Genomic DNA, 22,539 nt, shown 5'->3' with positions numbered 1-22,539 from the left:
GTCCGGCAAGAACAAACAGGCATTTCTGCCCAAAAAAGAAAAGAAACGCAGGGTCGTTCGTCCTCCCCCGCTCGCAGAACGCGCCCCAATGTCCGATCCCCAACACCGAAACAAGCCTCTCTGATGGCTTCTGAAAACGAGTCCGTCCATCACTCACATCCACACCCTTGCCAATCAAGGACGCGAGACTGAACGCAAGGCGAGAACAAGCGGATCCGGCTCCCCCGAACCGCTTTGACCGCGCCCGCCAAACCCGCTTATTGGAAAAACCGCGATGACAACGCCGGCCTCTCCCGCTCCGTCACCGGCTTTCGATGCAGCCATCCAACCGAGGCACGAAGTCGGCCTGCATCATTACCGTCAGATTACCGCTCCGCCACCGGCTCTCGCCGTGGCCATCCAACACGAAAAGGCAAGCTCCCGACAAGAGCCTGCCTTTTCGTCATGACCATCTATCGATTCGGTTCATATACATCCCACGTCCATTTGATCGACTCGACGATTTGCTCGGCCGCCTGTTCGGCTTCAAGCTCATTCAGCACCACGCGGGAATGATGGAGGGCGTAAGCCGACTGCCGCTGGAAAAACAGCTGCTCCACCTCTTCCAATGTTTTGTTTTTCAGCACCGGGCGGCTGTCGACAATGAGCGGCAGGCGCTCTTCTTTCCATTGATCCCATGACAAGTCAAGGAAAAAGACGATCCCATGAGCGAGGCATGCGCGCCGCACCTCCTCCTGCAAATACGCGCCGCCGCCAAGCGATAAAATTTTCAACCTTGTCTTCGTGCATAAATCGATGATTACCTCGCGCTCCACCTTGCGAAAGTACGCTTCCCCTTTTTGCGCGAAGATCTCCGGAATCGACATCCCTTGCCGCCGCTCGATTTCCGCATCGACATCGATAAAATCACGGTACAGCTTTTTCGCCACCAGCTGCCCGATCGTCGTTTTTCCCGCCCCCATAAAGCCGATCAATATGATGTTCCGCTCGCGGAGCGGGATGATCGTCTGCCTCTCCACGTTGCTTCACCTCTTTTTACTCTCTCTTCCCTGAGGACTGGCGGATGACGAGCTCCGGCGGCAAAATCGTCCGCTTTGGCGCGCCCGCATCCCCTTTCATGCGCTCATGCAACTGTTTGGCGGCAAAGGCGCCGATTTTCTCAGGAAATGCGGCGACAGTCGTAAGCGGCGGTTGAAACAGAGCTGATTCTTGAATGTTATCGAATCCGACGACCGCGATATCACGCCCTGGAACGATTCCTTCCTCCTTTAAGCTGAGCATCGCCCCGAAGGCGACAACATCGTTATAACAAAAGAGCGCTGTCGGCGGATTCGGTTGTTGCAAAACACGTTTCGTCGCCATTCGCCCGCCCTGTCTTGTTGTCGCCGACGGCACAAGCAATGCGTCATCTACCTCGATGCCTGCAGCGCGCAGCGCCTCGCTGTATCCCCTTTGGCGCGCCTTCCATACGGACGAATGCGGAGAACCGCCAATAAACGCAATGCGGCGATGCCCTTGAGCGATCAAATGCTCGGCCGCCATCCGCCCGCCAGCTACATTATCGATGCCAATATAATCAAATTGTCCCGCAGGAATTTCCTCGCGAGCAAACAGCACCACCGGGATATCCCATTGCCGCAACCGTTCGAGCATCTCTGTCGAACAACCTGGAACCGGGCTCATAATAACCCCACCAACCCGGTGTTCGAGCATTGTCGACAACAATGCGTCTTGTTTTTCCGGCCGATCAAATGTGGTGCCCAAAATCACCGTATATCCTTCTTGGTCGAGCGCCTCATGAACCCCGACAAGCAACTCGGAAAAAAACGGGTTGTCAAGCTCAGTAATGATCAGCCCGACCGTCGAAGAGCGCTGCGAGCGCAAATTCGCAGCCACGCGATCGTAGACGTAGCCGAGCTCTTTCATCGATTGAAGCACTTTTTCCCGCGTTTCTTTCGAAATATTCGGACTCCCGCGGACGACAAGGGAGGCGGTCGCCCGCGACACGCCAGCGTGTTTGGCGACTTGTTCGAGTGTCACGCGGGAACGTTTTTTATCTGACACCGTTCGAATCACCTGCTTTACCGTCGCTTTCGCCTACCAAAAGTATAAAGGGTGGCCGCAAGCAGTGTCAATGCAAGGCGCGGGCGGTCGCCAAAAAGAAACGTTTTCACTCGCACGGTTAAGCCTCACAAAAAAGCCCGCCATCTCCAAATGAGATGCCGGGAATAGACGGGACGTGCCACCCCGCTTAAATAATCTCTTTTTCTTTCAGTCGCCGAATGTCTTCCTCGGACATACCGAGCATGCTTTGCAAAATTTCTTGCGTATGCTCCCCCAAGTCTGGCGCAAGCTGACGCACCGAGCCCGGCGTTTTTTCGAATTTTGGAACAATTCCAGGCACTTTAATCTTGCCAAGACGCGGATGAGCCACTTCGATAATATTTTCCCGCGCCTGATAATGCGGATGCTCGAAAATATCTTTGATGCTCAAAATCGGACTGACCGGCACCCCGTGTTCGTCCAAAATCCGGAGCAGTTCGTCGCGCGGTTTGGAACGAATCCAGTCGGCAACGATCCCGTTCGTTTCTTCATGATGGGCGAGGCGCCGTGCATTGGTGCAAAACTTCTCGTGCGTCAATAAATCTTCTCTGCCCATCGCCTTTGCCAACCGTTCAAACGTCGAATCGGTGCTTGTGACGAGCACGACCCAATGCCCGTCCTTCGTCATAAACGTGCCGGCTGGACTCGAATGTCCCGACAATCCCGGCGACCGCTCGCGCACCTTGCCCAATTGGTCGTATTCGGCAATTAAAAATTCCATCATGCGGAATACTGATTCGTAAAGAGCGATATCAACCATCTGTCCTTCCCCGTCCGGATGAACATCACGGTAGTAAATGGCGGTCACCGCCGCAAACGCCACGTAAATGCCGGTGATGTAGTCTGTCAACGAAAAAGACGGGCTGACCGGCGGGCGGTCTGGATACCCTTGCAAGTACGTAAACCCGCTGAATGCCGTCGCCGGTGTGCCAAACCCGGCTTTTTCCCGAAACGGCCCCGTTTGGCCGTAACCGGAGACGCGGATCATCACCAGCTTCGGATTGATCCGTTTCAGCTCCTCATATCCGCCGCCCCATTTTTCCAACGTGCCAGGGCGGAAGTTTTCAATGACGATGTCAACATGGCGGACGAGTTGCTTGAAAATGCTCATTCCTTCTTCTTTGCGCAAATCAAGGGTGAGCGATTTCTTATTACGTGCCAGCCCTGGCCAGCGAAGCGGCTCGCCATCCTTAAACGGCCCGACATGGCGCAGCGTATCACCTTTTCCCGGCAACTCCACTTTAATGACGTCAGCGCCAAAGTCGCCGAGCAATACCGCGCCAAACGGTGCGGCGATCATCGTCGAAACATCAAGCACTTTGACACCTTCTAACGGCAAACGTCCCATTGGCTTCTCCTCCCTCAAATTCTCATTCATTGGCTATATTTCATGATGACCGATAAGACGTCCTTGACTTCCTCAATTGGAATTTGCCCCGGGGCCGAACTTTGCTGGCCAACCGCAAACGTCACTGCCGAGCCGAACAGCCCTCCGGCCAAGCGGGTAATGGCACCCAGCCCCCCCATCGACATCGTAATCAGCGGAATCGGCAGCTCCTGCCGCGCTTCCTCCGTCGCTTGCAATAATACAAGCACATCTTGCAGCGATTTCGGCATCACCGCCACTTTGGCGATATCAGCGCCATATTTCCCGGCCTGGCGCATTTTGGCTACGAGCTCTTCTTTGGCCGGAGTGAAGTCAAAATTATGGTAGGACAAAATGAGCCGCACCCCGTATTGGCGGGAAAGCTGGCGTACAGTGGCCACATACGGCTCATGGACGAGCTCGTAATCAAGCAAATCGATCGCTCCGCTTTGGCACACCGTTTCAAACAGTCGTATTTTTTCCTCTTCCGTCAACGGAATCGGTCTTCCCCCTTCGCGCTCGGAGCGGACCGTGAACAAAATCGGAATCTCTCCGGCGATCGTCCGCATCTGTTTCGCCGTCGCTACCACTTGACGATCATCATGGATACCGTTAAAAAAGTCGGCTCTCCACTCGATGAGATGCGGTTTCTTCGCGCTGATTTGCCTTGTCTCAGCTAACACTTGCTCGGCGTCCACCCCCACAACCGGAGCGCAAATGCACGGCTCTTCACCCCCGATGGATATGTTGCGCACGTTGATCGCGCCTTTTGAAATAGCCATATTGATCTCCCCCTTACTGACGGTAACCTAGCTTTTCTGAAATCGTTTGGGCTCCCTCTTTGACTAGCGATTCAAACCAGCCGATCGTCTCCGGCGTAAAACGGTGCGTCGGTCCTGAGATCGATAGGCAGGCATTTACTTCTCCGTGAATGTTGAAAATCGGGGCGGCGACCGCCGCCGAACCGACCTCTCGCTCATCAATACTTGAGGCAGAGCCGCGCTGCCGGATCATCTCCAGCTCAGCGGTTAAACGAGTCCTTCGCTCCTTCGCCGGCACTTGGGCCAAAATGCGCTCCTGAAACGAAGGAGATTGATACGCCAACAGCACTTTTCCCCCCGCTCCCGCCCAAAGCGGCAGCCGTTCGCCGATTTTTACCATATGGCGCAGCGCTTGAAGCCCCTCGCACTGTTCGATGCAAACGCGGGCGTCTTGTTCGAGCACATACAAGTTCACCGTCTCCCGTGTCTCATCGCGCAGACGTTCCATTACCGGTTTGGCGATTTCTCTTACTTCGATGGACTTGCCGGCAATATGTCCTAAATAATACAACCCTTGACCGAGTCGATACTTCAACGTCTCCGGGTCTTTGACGATCAGGCGGTTTTGTTCAAGTGTGGCGAGCAAGCGCGTCGTCGTCGATTTGGCGAGCGAAATTTTTTTCGCAATTTCCGTGAGTGATAGCTCTTGCTCCTCTAGGGTAAAACAATACAAGATATCAATGGCCCTCTGCACCGTTCGTAAGCCTGCCTCGTGTTTCTTTTCCTCCTTCAACTTGTTCGTCTCCCTCGCTTCCCTAAGTTCCGTTTAACGGAATTTAATTTCTTTCAGTGGAACCTTACTCCCATTTTAGCATCTTTGCTCCACGTCATTCAAGTTTTTTCGTTTCCTTCTTTTTCGCTTTCAAAGACAACCGCAAGCCGTCCCCAAGGAACAGGGCATCCCATTCTCATTCATCTCTCCTATTCAACTATCCAGCCGCAGAACGCAAGCCGTTTTTAGCCCAATGTCCGTCCATGATATGAATCCATTAACATAAACAGTCCAAATTTTTTAACAAATGATGGACAAAAGAAAACGAATTTTGTTATAATCCACTCAAGGGTTCCGTTAAAAGAAAATGAGTTACATACAATGGAACAAGGAAGGGGGGCGAATGATAAGTGAACATCGGAAGGCCGAGCGTTTGATAAATGACGGAATGTCCCAATGCGATGGCGGATTAAAATGACCACGCTATTTTTTCGGTCTAACACTGTATGCGTTTTCTCTCATCAAAACAAGGGTGGTGAGCAGGTAATGAAGAACAAACGCCGTTGGGCGATAGCATTCTTGATCGCCTTAGGAGTCATTATCAACTATTTTGACCGCATCAATATGTCCGTCGGCATTCAGCCGCTGTCCAAAGAATTCGGCCTCACGCCCGGACAGATCGGCATTTTGTTGTCTGCCTTTGCCTGGTCGTACGCCATTTTGCAAATCCCAGCTGGTGTCATCCTTGATAAAATTGGTGTTAAATGGGTGACGCGTGTCGGAACGATCATTTGGACGGTTGCCTGTTTCCTCACCGCCATCGCCAGCGGCCAAGGGCTTGTCATTTTGTCACGCGTATTATTAGGAGTTGGGGAAGCACCGTATTTCCCTTCCGCCGCTAAAGCGGTCGGCCAATGGTTTCCGCGCCATGAGCGGGCTACCGCGATTTCTCTTTACGACGCCCAGTCGAAGCTCTCAAACGCCATTGGCACCCCGATCATCGCCTGGATCATCACTGAATGGGGATGGCGAGCTGGGTTTTATACGACCGCGGTGCTCAGCCTGATTTACGCTGTCATCTTCTGGGCGATGTACCGAGAGCCACATGAAGACAAACGGCTGTCCAAGGAAGAGTATGACTACATTGTCCAAGGTGGAGCGCAAAAGTCGGATGAAACATCCAGCAACGTTTGGGAGACGCTTCGGTATTTGCTGACAAAGAAAAAAGTATGGGCGACGTTGATCGGGTTTGCCGCGTATGGCTACTCGTGGTTTCTGTTTCTCACATGGCTTCCCGGCTATTTGGCAACGGAAATGCACATGTCAGTGCTAAAATCAGGCTGGTACGCTTCGATTCCGTGGATCGTCGGCACGATTTCAGAAATCGTGATCGGCGGATGGCTCATCGACCGATTGGTGCACAAAGGAGGCAACTCCACGCGCGTGCGAAAAACGTTTCTTGTCGCCGGGATGTTGCTCGGGCTATCCGTCATCGGCGCCGCCTTTACGACGAACCCGAACATCGCCATTCTTTGCATTTCCATTGCGCTCGGCGGTTTAGTTATCACGTCATCGATCGCCTACAGCATTCCGACGTTTATTGCCCCGCCAGGCACCATCGGAACGTTGACCGGTCTATTGACGTTCGGCAACAACTCGATGGCCATCGTCGCGCCGATCATTACGGGCTTTATTGTTCAAGCAACCGGCTCGTTTATGTACGCGTTTCTCGTCGCCGCACTCATTTTGCTTGCCGGCATTTTCAGCTATTTATTCCTGTTGACAGATTTAGAACCAATTGAGCCGATGGCTGAACCAGAAACAAAGCAAAATACAAACATCAAGCACATAAAAGTGCGGTAACGAAAAAAGAAGCGCCTTCGTCCAACTAGCGAAGGCGTCTTTTCATGCTGCCGCTTTGCAGTGAACAAAGCTTTACCCCACCTCAATGCGAAATCGATCCGGTTCAATGCCCCGTAAACCATCCGAGCGGCACGGTGACGAGAGACGGGAAGAAAATCAACAAAAGTAAGAGAATCGTTTCGGCAAGCAAAAATGGCCAAACCCCTTTCATAATGTCTTCCATGTTGATTTTCGCCACCCCACAGGCGACGTTTAACACCGTGCCGACCGGCGGAGTGAGCAGTCCAATGCAGTTGTTTAGAATAAACAGCACCCCAAAGTACACTGGATCGATCCCGGCTTTTTCGATAATCGGCATTAACACCGGGGTCAAAATGAGCACGGTCGGCGTCAAATCCATCGCCGTCCCGACCAACAGCACCAACGCGTTAATGGCCAGCAGCAGCGCTAATGGATGATCGATAAACGGCGCCAGCACGTCCGTGACAATGGCCGGAATATTGGCGACAGTGATCAACCACGCTGACACCATGGCCGCCGCCACCAAAAACATGACGACACTCGTCGTTTTCGATGCGGCCACGAGCACGTGGAACAAGTCTTTCAGTTTCAGTTCACGATAATTACACAAACCGACAAACAAGGCGTAAAACGCGGCCACCACTGCGGCCTCCGTCGGCGTAAACACCCCTCCGCGAAGCCCACCGACAATAATCGCCGGCAACAACAGCGCCCAAAACGCCTCGCGGGTCGCCCGCCAAATTTCTTTCGCCGACTGACGCGGAAGCACTTCCACTTGATCGCTTCGGGTCACCCACCACCAACACACCGCCAACGTAATTCCAAGCAAAATTCCAGGAACGATGCCGGCCATAAACAGCTTGGTGATCGATACCCCGCTCGTTACCCCGAAAATGATCATCGGAATGCTCGGCGGAATGATTGGCGCAATGATGCCGCCCGCGGCAATGAGGCCTGTCGAACGGTTGCGGTTGTATCCGGCGTTGACCATCATCGGGATCAAAATGGCGCCCAGCGCTGCCGTGTCAGCCACCGCCGATCCTGACAGCCCCGCGAACAGTACGCTTGCGATGATCGCCACATACCCGAGCCCTCCACGAATGTGGCCAACCAGCGCCAAGGCAAAGCGGATGATCCGCTTGGAAATGCCCCCGGCGTTCATCAACTCCCCGGCGAGAATAAAGAACGGAATGGCCATGAGCGGAAAGCTGTCCGCCCCGCTGATCAAGTTTTGAGCGATGATTTGCGTATCAAAAATATTCAAGTAAAACATAAGAGCGACTCCGCTGACGAGCAAGGCAAACGCGATCGGCATCCCAAGCGCCATCACGCCGAGCAGCGATCCGACAAATACCACCAATGCCATCTACCGCTCACCTCCGGCGGCGCTCTGTTTCCGTTCGTGTGGCAGCTCTATTGCCTCACTGTGAGCGACAGTGATGATCTCATCTTCCGATTCTTTCATTCTCGTCAGCTCATCAATCGCACCGGGGCGAAACAGCGCCTGATACATATGAAACAAAGTGATGATGCCCATGCCGATGCTCACGACAAGCCCGGTTCCATAAATGAACGCCATCGGCAGCCCAGTCGCTGGGGCTTTGCTTTCCAAGCCGCTGATTGTCATCTTCCAGCTTCCATCAAAAAGCAAATAGAGCACATAAAGTACGATCGCGTTGCTAATGACAAAGACGATGCGTTTGGCGCTAGACGGCAGCTTCCTAAGCAGCGTGTCAACGCCTAAGTGGTCGTTGTCTTTTAACGCGCCAATGGCCCCGAAAAACGACATCCAAATAAAGAGGAAGCGGGACATTTCTTCCGACCACGTAATGCCAGAGTTAAATCCGTAGCGCAACACAACGTTGCCGAAAACAAGAATAGACATCAAAGCGAGACATAGCGCCATCAATGCATTGAGCGTCTTCTCCAGAACGGCTCCGATCCTTTTCATTGTGTTCCTCCCCTAAAGTCTGTCATCAAAGAATGGAATGACTCTTAAGGGGCATTTCCCCTTAAGAGCCGTTGTGCCATTCTGTTATTTTCCTGCTTCAAGCAGTTGGTTCACTAAATCTTCACCGAACTTCGGCGCATATTTTTTATAGACCGGTTGCACTTTGTCAATAAATTTTTGTTTTTCTGTTTCAGATAGTTCGGTAATGACCATTCCTTGCTGTTTTAAATAGTCGAACATTTTGTCGTCTTCTTCTTTATTCAATTGACGCTGGTAATCTCTTGCTTCTTCCGCCGCTTTCGTGATCACGTCTTTTTCTTTGTCCGTCAACGTATCCCAAAACTTTTTGCTGATGAGCAGTGGGCTCGCATTGTACACATGCCCAGTTTTCGTCAAATATTTTTGCACTTCGTAAAACTTGTTGATCGCGACATTTCCGACCGGATTTTCTTGACCGTCCACCACGTGTTGTTCCAAAGCAGTGAACAGCTCCGTAAAGGCCATCGGCACTGAAGTGGCTCCCAACTCTTTCCACAAGTCAATATGCAGGTCATTTTCCAACGTTCGGATTTTCAATCCTTTAATATCGTCCACGCTTTTGATTTCCCGTTTATTGTTCGTCAAATGACGGAACCCGTTTTCCCAATAGTTCAGGCCAATCACTCCGGTAGCAGGCAAATCTTTTAGCAATTCTTGTCCAATTTCCCCATCCAGTACTTTGTAAGCGGTTTCTCGATCTTTGAATAAAAAGGGAAGATCTAACACCCCAAGGCGCGGCGCAAAGGAAGCGATCGGGCCTGTCGACATCGTTGATCCTTGAATCGTTCCCATCTTCAGCGCTTCAAATACGGCTAAGTCTCCTCCAAGTTGTCCGTCCGGGTACACTTCCACTTTAATCGATCCGTTTGTCTCTTTTTCTACGATTTCAGCAAACTTGTACAATCCCTTTGTCAGTGAACGGTCTTTCGATGTCGCAACGGCCATCTTCATGACTTTTGGTTCTGCTTTTTTCGCCGCGCCGCCCCCTTGTGTCTCCGATTTTGATGAACACCCCGCAAAAACCAACAGGCAAGCAACGAACAATACCAACATCTTTTTCATTCACTTTTCCCCCTTTATTTCTTCTTTCAATGTAAGCTGGTCGATACAGCCGAATGGATCCATCGGCTGTACGCCTTGTATGTTGAACCCGCATTCCTGCTCTGCCGCAAACCGTTGTGTTCCCTCTCGACCGCGGTCGGCTATGCGGGAAACAACCAAATGAATGAAGCATTTATTTATATATTAAATTTTCAGATAACTAAACTTGTGTGTATGGCAGCCTCCCTTGTAGGAAGCGCTGCCAAACTGTTGTTTGTCGATCACGCCGACAGGTCGCTTTGTTCCGTAAAATGGCGGGCAAAATACTCTTTTGCCGACTGCAGGCAACGTCGTGCATGTTCTTCGTAGCCCCATTCCTTTACCCGCTGGATATTCGGCAGCTCGATCGAACAAGGAATTTCCGGCATACGGCGAACAATATCGGCGATATCAATCCCGCCTTCCCCAATATACAGCCGCTCTTCACGGAGAATTCTCGTCATCTCTTCTTTCGATGCTGGAATCTCGCCAGGAGCGTCGCAAAGATGGAGAAAATGGAACCATTCTCTCGGCACGCTCTCTAACACTTCCGGCGAATCTCCCGCGCGATGGAAATGGTGAAGATCGATCATGATTCCGGCATTGTCTTGTTTCACCGTATTTAATACATCGATGACCCCAGCCAAATTCGTCACAGCAGCAATCGGCACGTACTCCAAATCAACAGTCAGCCCGTATGGCTTTGCCAACTCGCACAACTCAGCAAACCGCTCGATATAGACGCTGCGGTCGGTCGTCCAAATGCTGCTTAAGACGTGGCGGCCGCCAAGCTCAGCCGCCACTTCCATGGCCGGTTCATACCGTTTGGGGTCAATATCGGCATCAATGCGGGCCAGTTCGATATCCAACAGCTTAACTCCCGTTTCCCGCAAAGCTTCCTTTGTCTCCCGCAGTAGCTGCGGGTTTTCGGCTAACGCATAATTCGGCTCACCGGGCAACCCCATGTAAATGATCCGGAAACTGACGTAATCATATCCTGCTCGGGCAGCGATGTGCGTCATCTCCGGCGGTGGGCAGCCGAGCACCGTTAGATGAGCCAATGAAAAGGTTCTCGCCATATCCGTCCCCCCAATCTTCAATGTTCCTCATTACCGCTCAACCGCAACATGGTGAACACGCTTACCCGGGGAATAGATATCCATAATGTTCCAGTGGCCAGATGTCGGCGTTGGGACGTTGATCATTTCCACATCGATGACAAACGGTTTGTTCGCTTGGATGGCTCGCTCGAGCGTTGGTTTAAACTCTTCCGCCGAGCGGATTTTCACTCCTTCGATGCCGTACGCCCGGGCAATGGCCGCATAATCCGGCGAATACGGTTGGCCATCTTTTTGGAAGACTGTTCCGTGTGTCGTGCCAAAATGCGCTTTTTCCAGTCCGGCGATCGTGCCAAAAGCGTAGTTGTTCATAATGACCCAAACAACGGCGATGTTTTCCTCAGCCGCTGTCGCCAGCACCGCCGGATTTTGCCCAAATCCGCCATCTCCAACGAGCGACACGACGACGCGATCCGGGCAGGCGATTTTCGCCCCGAGCGCCGCCGGAGCGCCAAAGCCCATCGTCGCATAGCCACCTGGCGTTAAAATCGTCCCTGCTCCATACGCCGGGAACTGTTGGCCGACCCCGTTTTTGTTCCAACCGACATCCGTTGTAATGATGGCGTCTCTTGGCAACACTTCCCGCACTTCATGCAAAATGCGTTCCGGACGCATCGGATAGCTGTCATCGCGAATATGCTGTTCGTTTTGTTGCCGGAACTCTTGCTTATAGCTGGCGATCCGTTCTTTCAGCGCTTCGTCCGACCGCCCTTGCGGCACGACTTGTTTGGCCACGCGGTTCAACACGGTAAGCGCTTGCTTGACATCGGCGACAATACCGAGTTCCGTCGGATAGTTGCGTCCGATTTCATTCGGATCGATGTCAATATGAATGAGTTTCGTTTCCGGAATGTTGAATGTATACTCCGACTCCCACGAGCTACAATCGGCTTCGGAAAATCTCGTCCCCAATGCCAAAATGACATCGGCGTTGCGGCACATGTCATTGACAAATTTCGTTCCCCAAAATCCGCTCATGCCCAGCGCCAGCGGATGGTCATCCGGCATCGCTCCTTTCCCCATTAACGTGTGAGCAACAGGAAGGTCAAAGTGTTCGACAAACGCTTTCAGTTCTTCCGCGGCATCGGCAAGCATAATGCCACCGCCAACATACACAAGCGGACGCTCTGCCTGCATGATGTTTTCAATGACTTGTTTTGCTGTTTCATCATCAATCGACGGCTTATGCAACGCTTTCGTATGCCGCTTTTGTTTTTCAAACAGCGACACGTCCACCTCTTTTGAGAAAATATCCATCGGTACGGAGACGAGCACCGGACCCGGACGACCGCTCTCCGCCAGCTGGAACGCTTTTTCTAAAATTTCCGGGAACAAATCCGGCCGGTCGACCCGCCATGCCCGCTTCACAAACGGGCGGTAAATTTCATATTGCGACGCATCCGCATGCAAGTTGATTTCTTGGTGCGGATGTTTCCCATAATAATGGCTCGGCACATCGCCGGCGATGACGACCATCGGAATGGAGTCGAGCGCCGCATTGGCGACCCCTGTCGCCGCATTCGTCAACCCCGGGCCGACATGGCATAATACGACGGCTGTTTCTTTTTTCGCCCGCGCATAGCCATCCGCCATATGAGCAGCAATTTGTTCATGGCGGACGTTGACAAACTTGATCGGACTATGCTCAAGCGCCGCCAACACCGCGATATTCGTATGGCCGCAAAGCCCGAAAATATGCGTGACACCGCGGTCTTCCAAATACCGGACTAACTGTTCGGCTACCCCTTTTTTCATCGCTCTTCCTCCTCTTGAAAACTTAAAACCACTTTGCCCGCATTTCCAGATGACGCCAAGTCATACGCCTGCTGATAGTCGCGGACCGGGAAAATGCACGAAATCACCCGCTCGATCGGATACGGCATCGTCCGCAAATAATGAATCGCTTGCAAATAGTCATCCGGGAAGCGATAGATGATCGAGCCATGCACAGTTACTTCGTTGCGAACGAGGCGCACGACCGGGAACGTCGCTTCATTCGCAAAACCGATCAACACAAGATGACCGCCTGGGGCGACGAGCTCCACTGCCTGTTCGACCGCTTCGCGCGTACCCGCTGCTTCAATGACCACGTCAAACGATTCATTGGCCAGTGCATTCGGCGCAAGCGTGCGAATATCCGCCATCGCTTTCACCGTTTCGAGTTTCAGCGGATTGATGTCGATCGCCGTCACGTCCGCTCCCAAATGGCGGGCTAACACCGCCGCCATCATCCCTTCATTGCCGCAGCCGATGATGGTTACTTTCATCCCTTGTTCGATTTTCACCTTTTGCAACGCATGCACGACAACCGCAAACGGCTCGACGAGCACGGCCTTTTCGTCCGGTAGATCATCAGGAACAGGAAGCGCATACTTCGACGAGATGACGAACTCATGCGAAAACCCACCGTCGACGTTAATGCCGAGCGATTGTTTATGTCGGCAGATGTTCGTCAACCCTTTTTGGCATAAGTCGCACGTTCCGCAATACGTATTCGGCAACACAACGATCCGTGTCCCGATGTCATACGCCGCCTGTTCGCCTTTTTCCACGACGACACCGACTAGCTCATGGCCGGCCCGGACCGGATAGTTCGCGTGAGGGAGTTTTCCTTTGAACACCCCGAGGTCCGATCCGCAAATCCCCCCGTAAATCAGCTTGATTTTCACCTCATCCCCCACCAGAGAACGGATGGAATCGAGGTGCCGCAATTCCAGCTCATTCGGCTTGGCGACATAAAGCCCTAACATGTTGTCCACCACCCATCATCACTGTGGAAACTGCCATACAATCATTTTCATTTCCGTCATTTCTTCGATCGCATACCGCGGGCCTTCGCGGCCGATGCCGCTATTTTTCACGCCGCCGTACGGCCAGTGATCCAACCGGAAATTCGATGTGCCGTTAATAACGACCCCACCGACTTCCAACGCTTCGGCGACTTGATAAACAACATCCATTCGATTCGTAAACAGCCCCGCCTGCAAGCCAAACGAAGAATCGTTGGTTTCCGCAATCGCTTCGTCAATCGTCCGGTACGGGATAACGCTGACGACCGGGCCAAACACTTCCTCACAAACGACTTTGCTTCGTTTCGGCGGGTTGAAAAGCACCGTCGGCTCGACCGTCGCCCCGCGCCGTTTTCCACCGCAGACAAGCGTCGCCCCGCCCGCGATGGCCTCATCGATCCAATCCATCACCCGATCCGCCGCCCGTTCATCGACCATGCAGCCGACATCGGTGTCCGGCCGGAGCGGATCACCAACTTTCAACGCTTCGACTTCCTGTTTAAGCAAGTCGGTAAACGTCTCGACGACCGACTCATGTACGTAAATGCGCTGGACAGAAATGCAGCTTTGCCCGGAGTTGCTGTAGCCGGTTTTGGCGCAAAGCGCGGCGGCTCGTTTGAGGTCGGCATCTTCGTGAACAATCGTCGCCGCATTGCCGCCAAGTTCAAGCAATACTTTTTTCATGCCAGCTAGCGCGCAGATGTTGCGGCTCGCTACCACGCCGCCGGTAAACGAAATGACATTGACGCGGTCATCTTTGACGATTTGCTGCCCGACTTCCGCACCACCAAGCACCATGTTGATGGCGCGCGGCGGAAGACCGGCCTCAAGCATCAGCTTCAACAATTCCGCCGCAATGAGCGGCGTCTGCGGCGCCGGTTTTAAAATGACACTGTTGCCCGCCGCAAAGGCTGGACCGATTTTATGGCAAATTAAGTTCAGTGGGGCGTTAAACGGCGTAATCGCCGCCACCACACCAACTGGCACGCGGAAGGTGAGCGCCACTGCCTTCGTCCCGCGCGCCGAGGCATCGCCAGGGATCGTTTCCCCAAACAGCCGTTTCGCTTCCTCCGCGGACTGTTCGAGCGTTTCAATCGAACGAGACACTTCATCCAACGTATTTTTCAGCGGTTTTCCAAGTTCTTCGGAAATATAGCGGGCAAACGTTTCTTTCCGTTCCTCAAGCAGCGCCGACGCCTTTTTTAAGATGCGTGCCCGCTCATAAGCTGGAATGCGAGCTACTTCTTTTTTCGCCGCAAACGCCGCAGCTAAGGCGTTTTCGACATCGTCGGGCGTCGCCAGTTGCTGTTCACCAATGACTTCCCCTGTATACGGGTTTTTCACCGGCTCCACCGCGCGGTTGTCTCCTACCCATGTTCCATTAATGTACAATTGCGCCTTTCTCACGTTCATCACCTACTTTTTAAAATGACGTCTCTCCGGCCCAGTGTAGCGGACCAAATCGCTGCGGTTCGGGCACGGCCCTTTGATCAACACCCCGTTTTGCCATTCTTCAAACGCGTGAGCGACAATGCCCATTCCCCGCGACAAAGCAAACACACCTTTCGCCGCTGCAGCCGGCACGCCGAGCTCACACTGGATCGCGGCCGCCACCCCGTCGATATTCATCGTCATTTTTTTCCCTTTCGCCTTCTCGAGCTGGGAGCGATACGTTTCTGCGATCGTTAAATATCGCCCGCTGATCTCTCCCTCTTCCACAAGCCGCTCAGCCAACGCGTACAGCCGCTTGACGCGCGGATCATCGTCATGAAGCTGGTGGCCAAATCCAGGCAGCTTCCGCCCTTCGCGCCGAAACTGTTCAAACCGTTCACTGACCACGGTGCTGATCGCGTCGTCTCCACCGCGAGCTTCAATCTGCCCGTTCGTTTCATAAAATAGCGCCATCGCTTTCTCCACCGCTCCCCCGTGTACATCGCCAAGCACGTTAATGCCGGTCGCGACGCACGAGTTAAAGGAAATACCGCACGTCGCCGCCATGCGGGCTGCCGCAATTGATGGCGCGCGCGGACCATGGTCCGCCCCAGCGACGAGGACGCTTTCCCATAACTTCGCTTTTTTCTCGCTCAATATCTCGCCGCATAATAGGAGATAAAGCATTTGCGTATACGAGACGTTGCCGATCAGTTCTTCGATTGGATAACCACGAACGAGAATTTCATTTTTGCGAACGTCGCTGATCGACGTTTCCCACCATGCCGCCCCATCGGCATACATATCGAGGGCGCTTCGTTGTTTCATGGCTAGGCTGTCCCTCCTTCTGAGCGTTGATCGAGCCACCTGCCTATTAGATCGATCTAAAAACGCCAGAAACTTATATTTAGATCGATCTAAACTAACGGCTGCTGACGATTAGATCGATCTAGACAAGGGCCAAGCTTACTTTCCCTTGCTCTCCCGCCTGTCTCCCTTTGATCACTCGAAGTGAAATCTATTTTCTTTTGGATCGATCTAACGCCAAACCATTGGAACTTATCAAAAAATTCAGCAGCTTCATCTTCATTATATCCACCACTGAAAACGTTGTCAACGATGAACTAACATTTCAGCAACCATCGCGACACCGATCCCTGCCGCCATATAAGCGATCGCAAAACCGATATTCCATCTCCCGACGCGGTACGGATTGACACCAAGCTCATCGGCCAACAGCGAAACGGAAATATTGTACGGACTGTACATCACCGTGGACAAGCTGCAACAAATGAGCACAATCGACAGCGGCACCGCCGGAACGAGCGCCACAATGGGCTTTAACAGCGGCATCAGCAGCGTTAAACTGACTAGCGGATGGAAGCCAACGAACGATGTAACGAAAAAGTAAGCGGCAATCATGACATACAGCCAGACGGCATGCTCCGCCCCCGCGCGAAACCATCCTTCGAGCACGGCAAGGAGCGAGGACCGGGACAGCATCTCCACAAACAACCCAGCTCCTAAAAACATGAAAAAGTAGTTGGCCAGTCCTTCCGTTCTCTCTTTCCAATGACGAAGTGCCATCGTCCCATACCGTTTCAACCGACGCGCGAGCAGCGCCCACCCGAAACAAAACGGAACAAGCAACAGAACAACCGAAAACAAAAAGCCTTTGCCAAGCCAGTGTTGCAACAAGGAAACGAACACCGTAAACACGACGAGCACCGCAAGCAACTGGGTGGCTTTTTTGCCAACCGAACCAACCGTTTCCCCATTCGCCTCCCCATTGTCAGCCAACGGATCGTTGCGATACGAAACACCTGCCACTCCCCAATCGATCAGTGCCATCGTCACTGCTAAAAGCAACAAAAACAGCGCGACCTCATAATAGCGCACACCGGTGAAGTCAATGGTCGTGCTGATCATCACTTCCATCGGACTCCATGTTAGACAAAGCGCATACGCCCGCAACAAATTCCGCACGTAAAACGTCTCGGCCTTCCCTCTGTCCCAATTCTGCAGCGCTGCCCGCAACGAACGGACAAGAAGCGGGATGGTCGCAATATTTAAAAACAGTCCAAGCAAATGACAGACACTGAAACTGCGCCGATATAGCGATGCGGCACGCCCTGTTTTCCATTGCAGCCATTGGCTTAAACTTTGATCATACCGCCCGACACGAATGAGCGTGTTCATAAACGGCAGAACGAAAAACAGCGCCAATAGCCCTAACACCCGCTCAAAATGAAGGACAAACGTCGACAACGAATCGCCATAATAAAGAAACAGACCGACCCCCAACACGAAAAAAACGGTCCCTGACACCGCATACACCCCCCGAACGTAAAACGCCGAAACGACCAGTGCCAAAACAGCCGCACCCCCCATCACGTAGCGGATCACCACTGCATCAACAAACTGAGCGACGACATACACCACCACCACTGCTGTATACAACGGTACCCGCAGTGTTCCAATCATGCGCTTTAGATTCCTTCCTTCCATGATCACTCACCTCTCTCCAATCATAAACCGGCTTTCTTCCGCAAGACAAGACAGACTTTTTCTCACTTTCATCCCCCGCATGTTCATTCCCTCCAAACAAAAAACACCCAGGAAAACGGCAACATCGCCCTTCCTAGGTGTTTCCATAGACCAAGCCGCCGAAAAATGCCCCATCCTTTTCCAAGCAACCACGGCGGGATGGCCGATTTAGATCCTCTCCGCAAGGACCAATTCTTTCAACGTGAAACCAAGCGAGGTCAGGAAAAGCAACGTAAACCTGTTTCAATCCTCTCCGCGAGGCCCACTACTTTCAACAGCACCTTTATTTTACCATTGATTCTCTAAAAGGATGGTGACAAAAGGAACAGGTTGCTTCACCGCCTTGTTTCTCAAATTGAGAAACTTTGCGACATCAGCTTCTCGTTTCACGTCATCCGACGTCAGCTAGGGGCGATCGCTGTTTTTCACCAGCCTTCTAAGGCGGCAAGAGGCCATTTTGCACACCCCTCACACCCCTGCAAAACATAAAAAGTGGTTATGTCAACTTGTACAGCTGACCGAATCTGTCAAACGTTCAAACTGTTGATCTATCAATACTATATTTCGTGAATCGAAAGAAAAAGAGGCTTGCACACCCCCCTGCCGTTTTTGCGGGTGTTTTGGGGTGTGCAGCTGAGGAAGGTCATCGGCTTGTTCCCTGCCGCGCCAATACCCGCTCAAGCCCCACCGCCACGCCGTCTTCCTCATGGGAGAGGGTGACGAAATCACTATTCGCTTTCAATTCGGGGGCGGCGTTGGCCATGGCGACGCGGCAGCCCGCCACCTCAAACATCGACAAGTCGTTATGGCTGTCGCCAAAGACGACCGTATCGCGCATATCGATGCCGTAATGGGCGGCGAGTTGCTTAAGCGCCTCCCCTTTCGTCGCCCGTTCGTTGTTCATCTCAATGTTGTGCGGATGCGACGAGGTGACCGTGACGCCGGGGAGCGGGGCGAAACGGGACGCCGCATCAAGAAGCCGCTTGCGGTCAAGGGCGAAAATCAGCAGCTTATACATCACCCGCGCCGGGTCGTCCCACACGGTGCGGATGTCGTCGACGTACGTCACCCGCGCCTGCTGGAACTGTTTGTTCACGAGCCATTTCACCTCTGGCGCCGCCTCAGCCATCTCCGAAGCGAGCGCTTCCCACTGAGCGCGGTTATGCAAGCCGACATAGACCGCATCGCCCGTGTACGTCTCACAATACAAGTCCGCCTGTTCGCGCACCCACTCAAGCACTGGGCGGACCGTCGCCCGCTCAAGCGGCGCCTCGCTGATGACAGTGCCGTCTTCGAGCGTGACGATCGCCCCGTTTAAGCTGGCGATCGGGCAGACGAGCCCCACCTCGCGAAGCGGGGCGAGTGCGTCTTTGCGCGCCCGGCCGGTGACGACGGCTACGATATGGCCTTGCGCTTGTGCGGCTGCGATCGCTTGCCGATTTGGTTCGCTGATTTTTCCCTCCCCGTTCAACAGCGTTCCATCCATATCTAAGGCAATAAGCATAGATCCATCCCTCTCTCTTTCGCTGTTCTCCACACCGCGGCCCGTAAACCAGCAGCTCGCTTTCCACTAGAGCCGTCCTCATAGGCGCTCCCCTATTATAACAAAACGATGGCAAAAACGTGAAATCTTCCCGCTTTTCATAGTATAATAGATGAAAAAAATTCTCAATGAAAGCGAAGGGATGCCCATGTGGATCGTTTACGCCTTGTTGGCGGCGGTGTTTGCGGCGCTGACGTCGGTGCTGGCGAAAATCGGGATTGAAAACGTCAATTCTCACTTGGCGACCGCCATTCGCACTGCGGTCGTGCTTGTGCTCGCCTGGGCCATCGTGTGGTTGACCGGCGCCCACCATGGCATCAAATCGATCTCTCCCAAGAGCTGGTGGTTTTTATGTTTGTCCGGGGCGGCGACCGGATTGTCGTGGCTTTGTTTTTACAAAGCGATCCAAATCGGTGATGTGTCCCGCGTTTCGGCCATTGACAAATCGAGCTTGGTGCTGACGATTTTGTTTGCGGCGATGTTTCTCGGTGAACCGCTCTCCGCGAAGGTCGTGATCGGGGTGCTGCTCATCACCGCGGGGACGTTGCTGATGATGTTGTAGCCCGTCCGTCTCAGCGGGCGCCTTGTCTTCCCTCTCGGCTGCCAGCCGGCCATCAGGGGAACGATGCGCCCTAGCCCTCCTCTCCGCCCCCTCCCGAGCTCCGCGAACGAGCCCGCCGTTTGACGGCGCCACGCATCATTCCCTCTCTCTGCCTGGCACGCGCCACAATTTTTTCGCTTTTTTATAGACAGGACGAGGGAAAAGATGATATGATGGTCTTCACTATGATGAAAAGCCACTCGGCATTTGATCACCTTCATTCAATGAATGGTCGCGGCGATGAACCCGCGCTTGCATGATCGCGCGGCACATCGAGCGAAGAGTGATGTGGAAGGAGATTTTTGAATGAATGATTTTCACCCGTTCGGCTGGTATGCGGCGAAAATTTCCCCGCATTTGCCGAAAAAAGCGTTTCAGCCTGTGAGATCCCGTCTGTTGGGAGGTTTGGCTTATTTGCTGGTGGTCACTGGCGGCATCCTCGCTGTGTCCCTTTTCGACTTCCATCCTGTATGGAACCTCCTCATTTCCATTGTGCTCGGTTTCAGTTTTGCGGCGCTAGGATTTTTAGGCCATGAAATTTTGCACGGCACGGTCGTCAAAACGCCGTGGCTGCGCGATCTTCTCGGGGCGCTCGCCTTTTGGCCGCTCTGCACCGGGCCGAAGCTATGGCGAAAATGGCATAACGCCACCCACCATGTGCATACCCAACATGAAGAAAAAGACCCTGACGCCTGGCCAAGCATGGAACAATTGGCGAAAAGCCGCCTGCTTCGCTGGGTTTACCGGATTCCATTCCCAGTTCGCGCTAGTTTCGCGTTTGCCTCCTTGTCAGTGATGTTTACCGTCCACTCGATTCGGATGCTCGTTTCGTTTTGGCAAGACTTCCGCTGGAAAAATCGCATCGTTGTCCTATGTCAATTTCTCTTGCCGTGGACGACCTGGATCGGGTTGTTATGGCTGATCGGCTGGGAAAAGTGGCTGTTCGCCTTTTTGCTTCCGCTGCTTGTCGCCAACATGATCGTCATGGGCTACATTTCGACCAACCACCGCCTCAATCCATTGGTGCCGGTCAACGACCCGTTGGCGAACAGCTTGTCGGTCACCGTGCCGAAGTGGGTGGATGTTCTCCACTTCCATTTCTCGTATCATACCGAACATCATCTTTTTCCGGCGATGAGCTCAAAATACTATCCGCTCGTGAAAGAGCAGATCAAACGGATGTGGCCGGACCGCTACCACGAGATGCCGATGACCAAAGCGCTGGCCGCGCTTTGGAAAACGCCGCGCGTCTACTACGAGCACAATGAGCTCATCGAACCGAAGCAAGGTCATGTGTACGGCACGCTTGGCAACGGACTCGATCCCGATGAGATCGCGCCCCGCAGGCGGGAAGAAGACACCGAAGCATCGCCGGCGACCCGGAAGGCAAAATGGAAAAACGCGTCCGGAGCGGGCAAGGCATAAAAAACGCTCACCAAACGAAGTGTCATTCCCGGAATCATCAGCGCCCGATGCCGCTGCATCCGCCGCAGGGGAAAGCGCTGGCGGGCGCAAGCCGATCTGCAACAGGGCGAAACGACCGCGACATGCGGCCGAGAGACACGTTTTCTTGGTGGAGCGGATACAGATAGGCAGTGAACAAGAGGGGGCTCACCGCTTTGTGAACCTCCTCCTTCCTTTTTCCCGCTTGCTCACATCACGCAGCCGGTCATAAACGAGTTCGTTTGCCGGGCGAAACATGATCCGTTTTCGCCTTCACACATATCATTTTTCGTCGTCTATCGATCCACTCATAAAATATCCACCCAAATTTTCACCGCTGTCGCCAAAATCAATACCGCCAAGATCACTTGCAGCACTTTCGTATTCATCTTTTGTCCGGCTTTCGCCCCGAGCGGTGAGGCAAGCAAGCTCGCGATGACCATGATGAGCGCTGGGATGTAATCGACTTGGCCGGTGGCGATTTTCCCGAACGTCGAGCCGATCGAGGAAATGAATGTAACGGCCAACGACGTGGCGATCGTCATGCGCGTCGGAATTTTCAAGACAACGAGCATGACGGGCACAAGCAAAAACGCCCCCGCCGCCCCGACGATGCCGGACCCGACGCCGATCAGAAACGCCAAAGCGGCCGCCAGCCATTTGTTGAACGTCACTTGATCAAGCGGGATGTCATCGATCCCTTTTTTCGGCACAAACATCATGATCGCCGCCAACGCGGCCAAGATGCCGTAAACAACGTTAATCGTTCCCTCGCTCATCAACTTCGAACCATAGCCGCCGACGAAACTGCCGACAAGAATACTTACGCCCATATAGAGAATGAGCGATTTGTTCAAATAGCCGCTTTTTCGATACGCCCACACACCGCCGATCGTGGCGAAAAACACTTGCACGGCACTAATGCCGGACACTTCATGGGCGCTGAACGCCGCCAGCCCAAACAACGGCGGGAGGTATAACAGCATCGGATATTTAATAATCGATCCACCGATCCCCACCATCCCAGAAATAAACGAACCGACAAAACCGATTAAAAAGATGACAATGAGAAATGCGAGCGAAACATCCATTGACCATCCCTCCCTTTTGT

19 protein-coding genes are annotated in these 22,539 nt (G+C 53.1%); 3 read left to right on the top strand and 16 right to left on the bottom strand.

Annotation, left to right across the window (positions count from 1 at the left end; all coding sequences use genetic code 11):
- Nucleotides 1-452 precede the first annotated feature (452 nt).
- From N685_RS0112850 to N685_RS0112830, 5 genes are all read right to left on the bottom strand, one after another.
- The gene (locus N685_RS0112850) at nt 453-1,019 is read right to left on the bottom strand and encodes a shikimate kinase (RefSeq protein ID WP_031408941.1); all 567 of its coding nucleotides are present in this window, start codon (nt 1,017-1,019) and stop codon (nt 453-455) included.
- A 16-nt stretch (nt 1,020-1,035) separates the two neighbouring features.
- The gene (locus tag N685_RS0112845; protein ID WP_031408939.1) at nt 1,036-2,064 is read right to left on the bottom strand and encodes a LacI family DNA-binding transcriptional regulator; all 1,029 of its coding nucleotides are present in this window, start codon (nt 2,062-2,064) and stop codon (nt 1,036-1,038) included.
- A 187-nt stretch (nt 2,065-2,251) separates the two neighbouring features.
- On the bottom strand, nt 2,252-3,451 hold the full coding sequence (locus N685_RS0112840) for a CaiB/BaiF CoA transferase family protein (protein ID WP_031408937.1): 1,200 nt from the start codon (nt 3,449-3,451) through the stop codon (nt 2,252-2,254).
- A 26-nt stretch (nt 3,452-3,477) separates the two neighbouring features.
- Nucleotides 3,478-4,251, bottom strand: coding sequence for a type I 3-dehydroquinate dehydratase (aroD, locus tag N685_RS0112835; protein WP_031408935.1), 774 nt, complete (start codon nt 4,249-4,251; stop codon nt 3,478-3,480).
- 13 nt (nt 4,252-4,264) lie between these two features.
- Entirely contained in the window at nt 4,265-5,023 is a 759-nt protein-coding gene (locus N685_RS0112830) for an IclR family transcriptional regulator (RefSeq protein WP_031408933.1), read from the bottom strand.
- 525 nt (nt 5,024-5,548) lie between these two features.
- On the opposite strand from N685_RS0112830, the gene N685_RS0112825 reads away from it, so the two are divergent.
- The gene (locus N685_RS0112825) at nt 5,549-6,865 is read left to right on the top strand and encodes an MFS transporter (RefSeq protein ID WP_031408932.1); all 1,317 of its coding nucleotides are present in this window, start codon (nt 5,549-5,551) and stop codon (nt 6,863-6,865) included.
- Nucleotides 6,866-6,968: 103 nt separating this feature from the next.
- Here N685_RS0112825 and N685_RS0112820 read toward each other — a convergent pair whose 3' ends face one another.
- The 10 genes from N685_RS0112820 to N685_RS0112775 form a co-directional block, all read right to left on the bottom strand.
- Nucleotides 6,969-8,252, bottom strand: a complete 1,284-nt coding sequence (locus N685_RS0112820; protein ID WP_031408930.1) for a TRAP transporter large permease subunit — start codon at nt 8,250-8,252, stop codon at nt 6,969-6,971.
- Nucleotides 8,253-8,837, bottom strand: coding sequence for a TRAP transporter small permease (locus tag N685_RS0112815; protein WP_031408928.1), 585 nt, complete (start codon nt 8,835-8,837; stop codon nt 8,253-8,255).
- An 84-nt stretch (nt 8,838-8,921) separates the two neighbouring features.
- Nucleotides 8,922-9,938 carry a TRAP transporter substrate-binding protein gene (locus tag N685_RS0112810; protein WP_031408926.1) on the bottom strand — a complete coding sequence of 339 codons (1,017 nt, stop codon included), beginning with the start codon at nt 9,936-9,938 and terminating at the stop codon, nt 8,922-8,924.
- Nucleotides 9,939-10,198: 260 nt separating this feature from the next.
- Nucleotides 10,199-11,035 (bottom strand): sugar phosphate isomerase/epimerase family protein, encoded by an 837-nt coding sequence (locus N685_RS0112805; RefSeq protein WP_031408923.1) that lies wholly within the window; start codon nt 11,033-11,035, stop codon nt 10,199-10,201.
- Between the two features lie 30 nt (nt 11,036-11,065).
- On the bottom strand, nt 11,066-12,829 hold the full coding sequence (locus tag N685_RS0112800; protein ID WP_031408921.1) for a thiamine pyrophosphate-binding protein: 1,764 nt from the start codon (nt 12,827-12,829) through the stop codon (nt 11,066-11,068).
- Entirely contained in the window at nt 12,826-13,824 is a 999-nt protein-coding gene (locus N685_RS0112795) for a zinc-dependent alcohol dehydrogenase (protein ID WP_031408919.1), read from the bottom strand. The genes N685_RS0112800 and N685_RS0112795 overlap by 4 nt, the downstream gene beginning before the upstream one ends.
- An 18-nt stretch (nt 13,825-13,842) precedes the next feature.
- A complete protein-coding gene (locus N685_RS0112790) occupies nt 13,843-15,276 on the bottom strand; it encodes an aldehyde dehydrogenase family protein (protein ID WP_031408916.1) in 1,434 nt (477 codons plus the stop codon).
- Between the two features lie 3 nt (nt 15,277-15,279).
- Complete coding sequence (locus N685_RS0112785) at nt 15,280-16,122, bottom strand: citryl-CoA lyase (RefSeq protein ID WP_031408914.1); 843 nt, start codon at nt 16,120-16,122, stop codon at nt 15,280-15,282.
- Nucleotides 16,123-16,407: 285 nt separating this feature from the next.
- Nucleotides 16,408-17,802: a hypothetical protein gene (locus N685_RS0112780; protein WP_031408912.1), complete on the bottom strand. Its 1,395-nt coding sequence runs from the start codon at nt 17,800-17,802 to the stop codon at nt 16,408-16,410.
- Between the two features lie 682 nt (nt 17,803-18,484).
- The gene (locus tag N685_RS0112775; protein ID WP_031408910.1) at nt 18,485-19,345 is read right to left on the bottom strand and encodes a Cof-type HAD-IIB family hydrolase; all 861 of its coding nucleotides are present in this window, start codon (nt 19,343-19,345) and stop codon (nt 18,485-18,487) included.
- Nucleotides 19,346-19,532: 187 nt separating this feature from the next.
- Between N685_RS0112775 and N685_RS0112770 the strand changes: the two genes are divergently transcribed.
- Nucleotides 19,533-19,946, top strand: coding sequence for an EamA family transporter (locus N685_RS0112770; protein WP_031408908.1), 414 nt, complete (start codon nt 19,533-19,535; stop codon nt 19,944-19,946).
- Nucleotides 19,947-20,291: 345 nt separating this feature from the next.
- A complete protein-coding gene (locus N685_RS0112760) occupies nt 20,292-21,410 on the top strand; it encodes a fatty acid desaturase family protein (RefSeq protein WP_031408904.1) in 1,119 nt (372 codons plus the stop codon).
- A 326-nt stretch (nt 21,411-21,736) separates the two neighbouring features.
- On the opposite strand, the gene N685_RS0112755 is transcribed toward N685_RS0112760, so the two are convergent.
- Complete coding sequence (locus tag N685_RS0112755) at nt 21,737-22,519, bottom strand: sulfite exporter TauE/SafE family protein (protein ID WP_031408902.1); 783 nt, start codon at nt 22,517-22,519, stop codon at nt 21,737-21,739.
- Nucleotides 22,520-22,539 lie beyond the last annotated feature (20 nt).

The organism is Geobacillus vulcani PSS1, from assembly GCF_000733845.1.
GTDB lineage: Bacteria > Bacillota > Bacilli > Bacillales > Anoxybacillaceae > Geobacillus > Geobacillus vulcani.
Note: the sequence above shows the minus strand (reverse complement) of the source record. Positions and strands in the feature narration are given on the sequence as shown.